Raw genomic sequence first — 13,166 nt, 5'->3', positions numbered from 1 at the left:
AGGGATGACCAACAAGACACTGCTTGGGACCGCCGCCGCGCTGCTCGGCCTCGTCATTTTGTCCACCACGCCGGCATCGGCCGACCTGCTCGACGACGTGATGAAGGCCAAGAAGATTCGCATTTCAACCGACCTTGCGATTCCGCCCTCGGGCATGATGGATTCCAGCATGAAGCCGACCGGCTCCGACGTCGAGGTGGCCCAGCTGCTCGCCAAGGACTGGGGCCTCGAGCTCGAATTCATCCAGACCACCGGCGCGACCCGCATCCCGAACGTCCTGACCGGCAAGGCCGACATCATCATCTCGACCCTGTCGGTGACGCCCGAGCGCGCCAAGGTCATCGACTTCACCAAGCGCTATGCGACGCTGCAATCCGACGTCGGCTGCCTCAAGTCGATGAACGTCAAGGACTGGCCCGACCTGAAAGGCAAGACCATCGGCGTTTCGCGCGGGACCACGCAGGATACCACCCTGTCCAACATGAAGGACAAGGAGCTGACGATCGCCCGCTATGACGACGACGCCACGGAAGTCACGGCGGCCGTCTCCGGTCAGGTCGATTGCGTCGGCACATCGGCCACGATCATCAACCAGATCGGCGTCAAGAATCCCGCCCGCATCTTCGAGTCGAAGATTCCGCTCGCAACCTTCGACCTCGCCATCGGCCTGAAGAAGGGCGAGCAGCGCCTGATGGACAAGCTCAACGGCTGGATCACCGAGAACGTCAAGAACGGCAAGCTCAACGCGATCTACAAGAAATTCCACGGGGTCGAGCTGCCGCCCGACATGCGTAGCTGAACGAAGAGAAGCCGTGACAGCCGCTTTCCGGCTGTCACGGTCAATGCAAAATCAAGAAGGACACCACATGCGTCTCGTCATCGGATCCGACCACGCCGGCTGGCCGCTCAAGCAGACCGTCATCGACCACATCCGCAAGCTCGGCCACGACATCGTCGATGTCGGCTCCCATGACGACAAGCCGGTGGACTTCCCCGACATCGCGCGGGCCGTGGCGCAGAAGGTGACGTCGGGCGAAGCCGCGCGGGGCATCATGGTCTGCGGCACCGGGGTCGGAGCCTCGATCGCGGCCAACAAGATGAAGGGCATCCGCGCCGCGGTCTGCCACGACGTTCATTCCGCCCATCAGAGCGTCGAGCACGACGACGTCAACGTCATGTGCATCGGCGCGCAGATCGTCGGCGCCTGGCTCGCCGTGGATCTCGTCTCGTCCTACCTCTCCGCGGAATTCTCGACCGACGAGGATTTCCGCCGCCGGGTCGAGAAACTGCGCGTCATGGACGAGCAAGGCTGAAGGCCTCTCCGCCATGATCCTGGTGTTCGGATCGCTCAACATCGATCTCGTCGCGAAGGTCCCGATCATTCCCGGCCCCGGCCGGACGGTGCTCGCGCCGTCCTACCAGATTCATTTCGGCGGCAAGGGCGCCAACCAGGCTGTCGCCGCCGCGCGGATCGCGCGACCGGGACAAGTCCGGATGGCGGGCCGCGTCGGCCGGGACGGGTTTGGCGACAGCGCGATCGAGAACCTCCGGACAAACGGTGTCGACACCGGTCTCGTCGTCGCGGCCGACGAGCCGACCGGCTGCGCCTTCATCACGGTCGATCAGGCCGGCGAGAATGCGATCACGGTGGCGAGCGGCGCCAACATGGCCGCGAGTGCCGGAGATCTTGGTGCCGCACTCTTCACGCCCGACACGGTGCTGGTGCTTCAGATGGAAGTGCCCTTCGCGCAGGCGCTCGAGGCTGCGCGCAGGACGACATTGGCCGCCGGCACCGTCGTCTGGAATCTCGCGCCCGTCCCGGAGAGGATGACCCGCGAGATGGTGACAAAGCTTCTTGCCGTGACCGACCATCTCCTCGTCAACGAGCACGAGGCGCTGGACGCCGCCGCAGCCATCGACCTCGCTACGTCCAGTTACGAGGCCGCTGCCGCGGACCTCGCCAGGGCCGGCGACCTCACCTGCATCGTGACCGCCGGTGCGCAAGGCGCGCTGGCCGTGACGGCCGACGGCACCCGCCTGCGAGCGCCCGCCCCGCGCATCACGCCGGTGGACACGACCGGCGCTGGCGACACCTTTGTCGGCGCGTTTGCGGCCATGCTGAGCGAAGGCGTGTCGCTGCAGATTGCGCTCGATGTGAGCTGCGAAGCCGCCGCATTGAAATGCCTCAAAGCCGGCGCCCAGACCGGCATGCCGATGCGCAGCGCAATAGGTTCCCTCGCCTAGCACGAATCGCCCATATCGCTGCCCGCGGCTAAACTCTCCCGATTCGTGGAGAGCGTTTTGGCCTTCCTCTTCGTCCTCACCGTCGGCCTCGTCGCCGGCACCATCTCAGGCATCGTCGGCACCGGCTCGTCGATCATGCTGATGCCGGTGCTGGTCTACGCCTATGGACCGAAGGAGGCGGTGCCGATCATGGCGGTGGCGTCCGTGATGGCGAACTTTTCGCGGATCCTGGCCTGGTGGCGCGAGGTCGACTGGCGGGCCTGTGCGGCCTACTCGGTCACGGGCATTCCGGCGGCCGTGCTCGGCGCACGGACGCTGCTGGCGCTGCCTTCGCATGCGGTGGACCTCGCCATCGGCATCTTTTTGATCGCGATGGTGCCGGTGCGGCACTGGCTGGCGCGGCACGACCTCAAGGCCAATCTCTGGCATCTCGCCGTCGGCGGCGCCGTGATCGGCTATCTCACCGGCATCGTGGTCTCGACCGGCCCGCTCAGCGTGCCGCTGTTCCTGTTCTACGGACTCAGCAAGGGCGCTTTCCTCGCCACCGAGGCGGCCTCCTCGCTCGGCCTCTACTTCGCGAAATCCGTGACCTTCGAGCGCTTCGGCGCGTTGACCGGCGATGTCTTCATCAAGGGGCTGATCGCGGGCGCCTCGCTGATGTCGGGCGCCTTCATCGCAAAACGCTTCGTGCTGCACCTGAAGCCGGACGTGTTCCGCCTGCTGATGGACGCGATCATGGTCGCGGCCGGGCTCTCCATGCTATGGAACGCGACGCAATCTCCCTGAGCACGATTGACGCCCCATGGCCAAGAACACCCTTTCCTTCGTCTGCCAGAACTGCGGCGCGGCCTATAACCGCTGGCAGGGCAAGTGCGAATCCTGCGGCGAGTGGAATACGCTCGCGGAAGAAGACACCAGCGGCAGCGTCCCGGTCTCGATCCGCTCCAAGCGCAAGGGACGAACGTTTGCGCTGGAGAGCCTGTCGGGGAAAACCCAGGATGCGCCTCGTCTGTCCTCCGGGATGACCGAGCTCGACCGTGTCACCGGCGGCGGCTTCGTCCGCGGCTCGGTGCTGCTGGTCGGCGGCGATCCCGGCATCGGCAAGTCGACATTGCTGACGCAGGCCACCAGCATGATGGCGCGCGCCGGCCACCGCATCGTCTACATCTCCGGCGAAGAGGCGGTCGCGCAGGTGCGGCTGCGCGCCGAACGACTGGGGCTGTCGGATGCGCCGGTGCAGCTCGCCGCCGAAACCTCGGTCGAGGACATCGTCTCGACGCTGTCGGAGGGCGCGGTCCCGCGGCTGATCGTGATCGATTCGATCCAGACGATGTGGACCGACACGGTGGAATCCGCGCCCGGCACGGTGACCCAGGTGCGCGCCTCGGCACAGGCGCTGATACGTTTCGCCAAGAAGACCGGCGCTGCCATCATCCTGGTTGGCCATGTCACCAAGGACGGCCAGATCGCCGGCCCCCGCGTGGTCGAGCACATGGTCGATGCCGTGCTGTCGTTCGAGGGCGAAGGCTCGCAGCAATTCCGCATACTGCGAGCCGTGAAGAACCGTTTCGGCCCGACCGACGAGATCGGCGTGTTCGAGATGACGGGCCTTGGCCTGCGCGAGGTCACCAACCCCTCCGAGTTGTTCCTGTCCGAGCGCGATCTCGGCACGCCCGGCACCGCAGTGTTCGCGGGAATCGAGGGCACGCGGCCCGTCCTGGTCGAATTGCAGGCACTGGTGGCGCCGACCTCGCTCGGCACGCCGCGGCGCGCGGTGGTGGGCTGGGATCAGAGTCGGCTCTCGATGGTGCTGGCGGTGCTGGAGGCCCATTGCGGGGTCAAGCTGTCGGGCCACGACGTCTATCTGAACGTGGCGGGAGGTCTGCGCATCCACGAGCCCGCGGCCGACATGGCCGCCGCGGCCGCGCTGGTGTCCTCCCTGGTTAATGCGCAGTTACCCACCGATGCGGTCTATTTCGGCGAGATTTCACTTTCTGGCGTGATCCGGCCGGTGGCGCAGACCCCGGCCCGGCTCAAGGAGGCGGTCAAGCTGGGCTTCAAGCGCGCCGTGCTGCCCGAATCGGCCCGAGGCGGGGATGCCGGCGGTGACGCCGGACTGGCCCTGAATGCGGTCAACAGCCTGACGACATTGGTCGCAGAGATTGCCGCCAAGGGCTCCCGCCGGGGCGAATCGAACGCGCCGGCAGAGAAAAATGCCACACCGGCAAGATTCCGCCGTGGAGAGGGTTAGGTGGAGGTGACGTCGGAGGCCCCCGCCGCTATACAGCCGTCACAAAAGCAGCATGGGATTGCGTGGTTGCGGCCTTGCCGGGAACGCCGTCTGCCCCTCTTTTAGGGCAGCGGCCAAACACCGATTCGCTAGAGCACCTTCGACGTACGAGCGGACCAGACCAGCCGATGCCAGTAACACTCCTCGACCTGATCCTGCTCGGTGTGATGCTGATCTCGGGCCTGCTTGCCATGGTCCGCGGCTTCATGCGCGAAATCCTGTCGATCGCGGCCTGGGGCGCCGCGGCGATCGTGACGCTGTACTCGTTCTCGAAGCTGCTGCCGACCGCCAAGACCTATTTCAACAACGACACCGTCGCGAGCGTGGTCGTGGTCGCCGGCGTGTTCGTGGGCACGCTGGTCGTGGTTTCCGTGATCACGGTCCGGATCTCCGACATGATCCTGGATTCCAGGATCGGCGCGCTGGACCGCACCCTCGGCTTCCTGTTTGGCCTGGCTCGCGGGCTTTTGATCGTCGTGGTCGCCTTCCTGTTCTTCACCTGGCTGGTTCCGGACAAGCAGCGCCCGGACTGGGTGACGGGGGCCAAATCCCGCGTCGTGCTCCAGGGAACCGGGGATTGGCTGATGGCCCTCTTGCCTGACGACCCCGAGAACACCATCTTGAAGAGATTCAAGAAAAACAAACCAGATGATGATCAAGCTGAATCCGAGCAGCAGCCTTCGGGCAGTGGTGACGGATACAGTAAACCTGCTCGTGACAGTTTGAAGAAACTGATCGAGAAACCTGCGGCGCGTTGATTGCCCTTAAAGAGAGGCGCGGACGAGATGCGACACCCTGACCAGGACGCCCAACTTGATCTCGATCCAAACGCCGGTCCGGGCCCGGCCGCACTAGAGGTTCAGGACGACCTGGAAGGAGATACGCTGCGCGAGGAATGCGGCGTCTTCGGCATCTATGGCCACCCCGACGCCGCCGCCATCACCGCGCTCGGTCTCCACGCCCTTCAGCACCGCGGCCAGGAAGCCGCCGGCATCGTCTCCTACGACGGCAGCCGCTTCCACAGTGAACGTCGCCTCGGCCTCGTCGGCGACACCTTCTCCCGCCGCGAGGTGATCGACCGCCTCCCCGGCAATATGGCCGTCGGCCATGTCCGCTACTCCACCACCGGCGCCACCATCCTGCGCAACGTGCAGCCGCTGTTCGCCGAGCTCAATGCCGGCGGTCTCGCGGTCGCCCATAACGGCAATCTCACCAACGGCCTGACGCTGCGCCGCGAGCTCGTGAAGCACGGCGCGATGATGCAGTCGACCACCGACACGGAGGTGATCCTGCATCTGGTCGCGCGCTCCAGGCGCGCCCGCTTCATCGAGCGCTATATCGACGCGCTGCGCGAGATCGAGGGCGCCTATGCGCTGGTCTCGCTGACCAACAAGAAGCTGGTCGGCGCGCGCGATCCGCGCGGCATCCGTCCCCTGGTGCTCGGCGAGCTCGACGGCTGCCCGATCCTGACCTCGGAGACCTGCGCGCTCGACATCATCGGCGCGCGCTTCATCCGCGACATCGAGCCGGGTGAAGTCATCGTGTTCGACGAGAACGGCCAGGACATCCACAAGCCGTTCCCGCCGATGGCGCCGCGTCCCTGCATCTTCGAATACATCTATTTCGCCCGCCCGGATTCCATCGTCCACGGCCGTTCGGTCTACGAGGTGCGCAAGGCCTTCGGTGCGCAGCTCGCGCGCGAGAGCCACGTGCCGATCGACGTCGTCGTGCCGGTGCCGGATTCCGGCGTCCCCGCCGCGGTCGGCTACAGCCAGTATTCCGGTGTGCCGTTCGAGCTCGGCATCATCCGCAACCATTATGTCGGCCGCACCTTCATCCAGCCGACGCAGGCGATCCGCGAATCCGGCGTGCGCATGAAGCATTCGGCCAACCGAGCCGCGATCGAAGGCAAGCGCATCATCCTGATCGACGACTCGCTGGTGCGCGGCACCACCTCGAAGAAGATCGTGCGCATGATGCGCGATGCCGGCGCCAAGGAAGTGCACTTCCGTCTCGCCTCACCGCCGATCCTCTATCCCGATTATTACGGCATCGACCTGCCCGATCGAGGCGGTCTTCTCGCGGCGACGCATTCGCTGGAGGAGATGCGCGAGATCATCGGCGCCGACTCGCTCGCCTTCCTGTCGATCGACGGCATGTACCGCGCCATGGGCGAACCCGGCCGCGATCCTGCCAATCCAAAATTCTCGGATCACTGCTTTACCGGGGCCTATCCGACCCACCTCACCGACCAGACCCAGACCGAGCAGCAGCCCCGGCAGCTGTCTCTGCTGGCGGAGGCGAGCTGACCCTCGGCTGTCATTCCGGGGCGTGCGCAGCGCGATCCCGGAATCTCGACGTAGTCCTGTAAGCTCTGGATTCCGGGTTCGATGCTTCGCATCGCCCCGGAATGACGGCGTGATGGGGGCTTGTCCCGGCCATCCACCCCTGTAAAACCCCGCCATGACCAATCCTCTCGCTGACCGTATCGCTCTCGTCACCGGCGCCTCGCGCGGCATCGGCTATGCCACCGCCATCGCGCTCGCCAAGGCCGGCGCGCATATCGTGGCGGTGGCGCGCACGCAAGGCGGGCTCGAAGAGCTCGACGATGAAATCCGCAAGATCGGCGGCAGCGCCACGCTGGTGCCGCTCAACCTCGCCGATTCCGACGGCATCGCGCGGCTGGGCGCCGGCCTGCACGAACGCTACGGCAAACTCGACATCCTCGTCGGCAATGCCGGCGTGCTCGGCCCCTCCTCGCCGATCGGCCATATCGAGCTGAAGACCTTCACCGACGTGATGGCCCTCAATGTCTCCGCGAACTTCCAGCTGATCCGCTGCATGGAGCCGCTCCTCAAGCAATCCGATGCCGGCCGCGCCGTGTTCATCACGTCGGGCGCCGCCAACAAGGCGACCGCCTATGTCAGCCCCTACGCGGCGTCCAAGGCCGCGCTGGAGACGCTGGCTCGCGCCTGGGCGCAGGAGACCGCGAACACGAAGTTGCGCGTCAATCTGTTCAATCCGGGTCCGGTCCGCACCCGCATGCGCGCGACGCTGATGCCGGGCGAAGACCCGGCGACGCTCGATACGCCCGAGCAAGTCGCCGAATTCATCGTGCCGATGTGCGCGCCTGACTGGACCGAGACCGGCAAGTTCTACGATTACAAGACCCGCAGCCTGATGAGCTTCCGCTCCCCGGCCTGATTGACTTGACTGCCTCCCCGCGATTGACTGCCCGCGCGCAAGCGGCAGCAAGCCGCACGCCAAAAAAGGGAGGTTGCCATGGCGCCATGGCACGATCGCGCCGGCCCTGCGTCCGCGCTCGCACGTCACGCTCTCTCCATTCTGATCGCAGCCGTCGCCTTCGCTCTTCCGGTTGCGTCGAATGCCGGCGACGTCCCGACTTTTGCGGTCGATCCCTCCTGGCCAAAGCAGCTGCCGAACAACTGGATCCTCGGCCAGGTCGGCGGCATCACCGTCGACTGGCAGGGCCATATCTGGGTAATCCATCGCCCGCGCTCGCTTACCGACGACGAGAAAGGCGCAAGCCTCAATCCGCCGCGCTCGAAATGCTGCGTGTCGGCGCCGCCCGTGCTCGAGTTCGACGTCGACGGTAATCTGCTGCGCTCATGGGGCGGTCCCGGGCAGGACTATGAATGGGTCGGCCGCGAGCACGGCATCGAGGTCGACGAGCGCGGCTTCGTCTGGGTCGGCGGCAATGCCGACAACGACAACGCCATCGTGAAGTTCACGCTCGACGGCAAATTCGTCGCCCAGATCGGCAAGTTCGCCCCGAGCCTCGGCAGCAACGATACGACGCAGCTCGGCAAACCCGCCGAGACCGCGCTCGACAAGGAGGCCAACGAAATCTACGTCGCTGACGGCTATGGCAACCGCCGCGTCATCGTGTTCGATGCGACGACGCTCGCCTACAAGCGGCACTGGGGGGCCTACGGCAACAAGCCCGATGACAACAAGCAGGCGCCCTACGATCCCAAGGCGCCGGCGTCGCAGCAATTCGGCAACCCCGTCCACTGCGTGAAGCTCGCCAATGACGGCCTCGTCTATGTCTGCGATCGCATCAACAACCGTATCCAGGTGTTCAAGAAGGACGGCAGCTTCGTGAAGGAGTTCTTCTTCGAGAAGAACACGCTCGGCAACGGCGCGGTGTGGGACATCGCGATCTGGCCCGATCCGAAGCAAACCTATCTGCTCAGCGCCGACGGCGAGAACAACGAGATCCGGGTCATCAAGCGCGAGGACGGCAGCGTGGTCGGCAGCTTCGGGCATAACGGCCGCAACGCCGGTCAATTCCACTGGGTGCACGCCATGGCGATCGACGCCGGGGGTAACGTCTATACCGCCGAGGTCGATACCGGAAAGCGCATCCAGAAATTCAAGCTGACATCGGACGCGCTCAAATAGCGTCTCAACGCATTTTTCCCAAAAAGTTAACCGACGGATGACGCTACGACGCAGCGTCATCCGGCTTTAGGCGCATTGCCGCCGGCCCTGGGACAGGCTAGAGCCAATCAGCCGGAACAAGGCTCCGCAAGAGAGCAGTCCGCATATTTGACAATGGAGGAAACCTTTTATGACGACGACGTTCGCGCGCCGCTCCGCCGCCCTTCTGGCCTGTGCCGCCTTCGGTTTTGCAACATCCGCCTACGCGCAGGACAAGACCGTCAAGATCGGCGTGCTCAACGACATGTCGAGCCTCTATGCCGACATCGGCGGCCCCAACTCCGTGGTTGCGATCAAGATGGCGGTCGAGGATTCCGGCCTGCTCAAGAAGGGCTGGAAGATCGAGGTGCTGAGCGGCGATCACCAGAACAAGCCCGACGTCGGCGTCAACATCGCCCGGCAGTGGATCGACAACGACAAGGTCGATGCGATCGCGGACACGCCGAGCTCCGGCGTCGCGCTGGCGGTCAGCAACCTCGTCAAGGAAAAGAATGCAGTGCTGCTCAATTCGGGCGCTGCAACCGCGGATCTCACCGGCAAGGCCTGCACGCCCAACACGGTCTCCTACACCTATGACACCTACATGCTCGCCAACGGCACCGGCAAGGCGCTGACCAAGGCCGGCGGCGACAGCTGGTTCTTCCTCACCGCCGACTACGCGTTCGGTCATGCGCTGGAGCGCGATACCAGTGCCGTCGTCACCGCCAATGGCGGCAAGTTGCTCGGCGGTGTCAAGCATCCGCTCAACACCGCGGACTTCTCCTCCTTCCTGCTGCAGGCGCAATCGTCGAAGGCCAAGATCATCGGCCTCGCCAACGCCGGCGGCGACACCACCAATGCCATCAAGCAGGCGGCCGAGTTCGGCATCGTCCAGGGCGGCCAGAAGCTTGCGGCGCTGCTGCTGTTCATCAACGACGTGCACTCGCTGGGGCTCAAGACCGCGCAGGGCCTGACCTTCACCGAATCGTTCTACTGGGACCTGAACGACAAGACCCGCGAATGGTCCAAGCGCTTCTCGGCGCTGGCCAACAAGAACGCGATGCCGTCGATGACGCAGGCCGGCAACTACGCGATGGTGCTGCACTATCTCAAGGCGATGGACGCGCTCGGCGGCAATCCGCATGACGGCGCCAAGGTCGTCGCCAAGATGAAGGAGCTGCCGACCGACGATCCGCTGTTCGGCAACGGCCCGCTGCGCCAGGACGGCCGCCGCCTCATCCCGGCCTACCTGTTCGAGGTGAAGAAGCCCGAGGAGTCGAAGGGGCCGTGGGACTATTACAAGCAGATCGCCACGATCTCCGCCGAAGACGCAGCAAAGCCGCTCAAGGACAGCGATTGTCCGCTGGTGAAAAAGTAAGAGTGTAGCGGTCATCCCGGGGCGATGCGAAGCATCGAACCCGGGATCTCGCGCGGCATTCTCCGCTGCCGTAGGGTGGGCAAAGCGAAGCGTGCCCACGACTTCTTGCTATCACGAACAGATGGTGGGCACGGCGCTGCGCGCCTTTGCCCACCCTACGATGCCGTCTTCGCCGCCCCGAGCGTCCGCACCGCGATCGCTACGCAGACCACCATGAGCGCTGCCGCGAGCAGGAACGGTGCGCCGGGCAGATGCAGCGGCGCGCCGGCGCTGATGAAATAGGAAAAGGTCAGCGTGAACAGGAACGGGCCGACGAGCTGCGACACGCTCTGCACGCTCGCGGTCGCGCCCTGGAGCTGGCCCTGCTGATCGGCTGAGACCAGCCGCGTCATCAATGCTTGCGACGCAGCACCCGAGATGCCCCACAGCGCCAGAATGGGAATCCCGATCCAGGACAGCGGCCCGGTCGGCGCAGCGCCCAGGACGACGAAGCCGAGCGCGCCACAACACAGGCCCAGCAACAGCGCGTTCCGCTCGCCGAGCACGCGCACGATCGGGCCGATCGCAAGCCCCTGCACCACCATGGCGCAGATGCCGACCATCGCCAGCGTCAGTCCCACGGTCTTGGAATCCCAGCCGTAGCGATAGGTCGCATAGAGCACGAAGGTCGAGGGCAGCACGACATGCGCGACCTGCGCGATGAAATTGACGACGGACAACGCAGCGAGCACCGCATTGGAGCGCAGCAGGCGGAGCGCGCCGAGCGGACTGGCACTTTGCCAGCAGAACGGCGCGCGCTTGTCGGGCGCGAGCGATTCCGGCAGGACGAACAGACCGTAGAGGGCATTGGCGAAGCTGAGGGCCGCCGACGCCCAGAACGGCAGGCGCGGATCGATGTCGCCGAGCAGACCGCCGAGCGCTGGCCCCAGGATGAAGCCGGCGCCGAACGCCGCTCCAATCCGGCCGAAGACCGCCGCGCGCCGCTCCGGCGGCGTGATGTCGGCGATATAGGCAAACGCCGTCGAGATGCTGGCCGAAGTGATCCCCGAGATGACGCGGCCGACGAACAACCACACCAGGGACGGCGCCAGCGCCATCAGCACGTAGTCGGCCGCGAGCCCGAAATTCGACAGCAGGACCACCGGCCGCCGCCCGAAACGATCCGACAGCGCGCCGAGCAACGGCGAGAACACGAACTGCATCAGCGCCCAGGCGGTACCGAACAGGCCGAAGATGCGGGCGGCGTGGGCGGTATCGTTATCGACGAAGCTCTCGATCAGCTTCGGCAGGATCGGCATGATCACGCCGAGCGCGAGCATGTCCAGGAGGATGGTGACGAAGATGAAGGCGACCGCGCCGCGCCGGACCGGCACAGAGCCTTGCGCCGTTGCCTGGCCCGCGCCGTCACTCACGACGGGCGCTTGCGCTTATGCGCGAAGGGATTGGCCTTCTCCCGCAAGGTGATGCGCACCGGCGTGCCCGGCAACTCGAAGGTCTCGCGCATGGAATTGATGAGGTAGCGCAAATAGGACTGCGGCACCGCGTCAGCGCGCGAGCAGAACAGCACGAAGCTCGGCGGGCGCGCCTTGGTCTGCGTGATGTAATTGAGCTTGAGCCGACGGCCGGACACGGCCGGCGGCGGATTGGCCTGAACCGCCTGCTCGAACCAGCGGTTCAATGCCGACGTCGACACGCGCCGGTTCCAAAGCGCGTAGGCGTCCTGGATCGCCTGCATCAGCCGATCGATGCCCTCGCCCATCAGGCCCGAGACCGCGACGATCGGCACGCCCTTGATCTGCGGCAGCCAATGGTCGGCATCGCGACGCAGACCCGAGATCGCACCGCCCCCCTTGCTCTCCATCAGGTCCCATTTGTTGACGGCGAGCACCACCGCGCGGCCCTCGCGCTCGATCAGATCGGCGATGCGCAAATCCTGCTCCTCGAAGCGGTTCTGCGAATCCATCATCATCACGACGACTTCGGCAAAACGGACCGCGCGCAGGGCGTCGGCGACCGAGAGCTTTTCCAGCTTCTCCTCGATGCGGGAGCGCCGGCGGAGACCTGCTGTGTCGAACACGCGAAACTCACGGCCCTTCCAGTTGATCTCGACCGCGATGGAATCGCGCGTGGTGCCGGCCTCCGGGCTCGTCAGCAGGCGTTCCTCGCCGAGCAGATGGTTGATCAGCGTCGACTTGCCGGCATTGGGCCGGCCGACGATGGCGACCCGGATCGGGCGCGTCGCGGCCTCTTCCTCGGTGAGCGGCTCGTCGTCCTCGGTCTCGTCGTCGTCGACAGGCTCCGGCATCAGCTTGGCGAGCTCATCGTAGAGCTCGCCCATGCCCTCGCCATGCTCGGCCGAGATCTGGATGGGATCGCCAAGGCCGAGCGCGAAGGATTCCATCGCGCCGGCATCGCCGTGCTTGCCCTCGCTCTTGTTGGCGACCAGCAGCACGGGCTTGTTGGCCTTGCGGGCGAAATCGGCGAAGGCGCGGTCGGTGGGCGTGAGGCCGACGCGGGCATCGATGACGAAGAACAGCGCATCCGCCTGCGCGATCGCAGTCTCGGTCTGCTCCTGCATGCGCGCGGTCAGCGAGCCCTTGGCGCCCTCGTCGAGGCCTGCGGTATCGATGATGGTGAATTCGAGATCGCCGAGCCTCGCCTCACCCTCGCGGCGGTCGCGGGTGACGCCCGGCAGGTCGTCGACGAGCGCAAGCTTCTGTCCGACCAGGCGGTTGAACAGCGTCGATTTGCCGACATTGGGCCGGCCGATGATGGCGATCGTGAAGGACATCGGTCATTCGTGCGCTGCCG

Annotated in this window: 12 protein-coding genes; 10 read left to right on the top strand and 2 right to left on the bottom strand. The window is 65.5% G+C overall.

Features of this window, described 5'->3' with window-relative positions:
• Positions 1–4: 4 nt before the first annotated feature.
• The 10 genes from GGD62_RS00985 (at position 5) to GGD62_RS00940 (ending at position 10,355) form a co-directional block, all read left to right on the top strand.
• Positions 5–799, top strand: coding sequence for a transporter substrate-binding domain-containing protein (locus GGD62_RS00985; protein ID WP_092252796.1), 795 nt, complete (start codon positions 5–7; stop codon positions 797–799).
• A gap of 67 nt (positions 800–866) precedes the next feature.
• Entirely contained in the window at positions 867–1,313 is a 447-nt protein-coding gene (gene rpiB, locus GGD62_RS00980) for a ribose 5-phosphate isomerase B (RefSeq protein WP_018317596.1), read from the top strand.
• Positions 1,314–1,326: 13 nt separating this feature from the next.
• A complete protein-coding gene (locus GGD62_RS00975) occupies positions 1,327–2,244 on the top strand; it encodes a ribokinase (RefSeq protein WP_179730710.1) in 918 nt (305 codons plus the stop codon).
• Positions 2,245–2,301: 57 nt separating this feature from the next.
• Entirely contained in the window at positions 2,302–3,030 is a 729-nt protein-coding gene (locus tag GGD62_RS00970) for a sulfite exporter TauE/SafE family protein (protein ID WP_183706840.1), read from the top strand.
• Between the two features lie 16 nt (positions 3,031–3,046).
• Entirely contained in the window at positions 3,047–4,495 is a 1,449-nt protein-coding gene (gene radA / locus GGD62_RS00965; protein ID WP_092252790.1) for a DNA repair protein RadA, read from the top strand.
• Positions 4,496–4,662: 167 nt separating this feature from the next.
• Entirely contained in the window at positions 4,663–5,292 is a 630-nt protein-coding gene (locus GGD62_RS00960; RefSeq protein ID WP_018317599.1) for a CvpA family protein, read from the top strand.
• Between the two features lie 27 nt (positions 5,293–5,319).
• A complete protein-coding gene (purF, locus tag GGD62_RS00955) occupies positions 5,320–6,843 on the top strand; it encodes an amidophosphoribosyltransferase (protein ID WP_018317600.1) in 1,524 nt (507 codons plus the stop codon).
• A 154-nt stretch (positions 6,844–6,997) separates the two neighbouring features.
• Positions 6,998–7,738: an SDR family NAD(P)-dependent oxidoreductase gene (locus GGD62_RS00950; protein WP_183706839.1), complete on the top strand. Its 741-nt coding sequence runs from the start codon at positions 6,998–7,000 to the stop codon at positions 7,736–7,738.
• A 78-nt stretch (positions 7,739–7,816) separates the two neighbouring features.
• Entirely contained in the window at positions 7,817–8,959 is a 1,143-nt protein-coding gene (locus tag GGD62_RS00945; RefSeq protein WP_183706838.1) for a hypothetical protein, read from the top strand.
• 169 nt (positions 8,960–9,128) lie between these two features.
• Positions 9,129–10,355 carry an ABC transporter substrate-binding protein gene (locus GGD62_RS00940; RefSeq protein ID WP_183706837.1) on the top strand — a complete coding sequence of 409 codons (1,227 nt, stop codon included), beginning with the start codon at positions 9,129–9,131 and terminating at the stop codon, positions 10,353–10,355.
• 155 nt (positions 10,356–10,510) lie between these two features.
• On the opposite strand, the gene GGD62_RS00935 is transcribed toward GGD62_RS00940, so the two are convergent.
• Together GGD62_RS00935 and der are read right to left on the bottom strand one after the other, a co-directional pair.
• Positions 10,511–11,767, bottom strand: a complete 1,257-nt coding sequence (locus tag GGD62_RS00935; RefSeq protein ID WP_183706836.1) for a TCR/Tet family MFS transporter — start codon at positions 11,765–11,767, stop codon at positions 10,511–10,513.
• Positions 11,764–13,146, bottom strand: a complete 1,383-nt coding sequence (gene der, locus GGD62_RS00930) for a ribosome biogenesis GTPase Der (RefSeq protein WP_018317605.1) — start codon at positions 13,144–13,146, stop codon at positions 11,764–11,766. The genes GGD62_RS00935 and der overlap by 4 nt, the downstream gene beginning before the upstream one ends.
• Positions 13,147–13,166 lie beyond the last annotated feature (20 nt).

The organism is Bradyrhizobium sp. ERR14 (assembly GCF_014198235.1).
Classification (GTDB): domain Bacteria; phylum Pseudomonadota; class Alphaproteobacteria; order Rhizobiales; family Xanthobacteraceae; genus Bradyrhizobium.
This window is presented reverse-complemented; position numbering and strand designations above follow the sequence as displayed.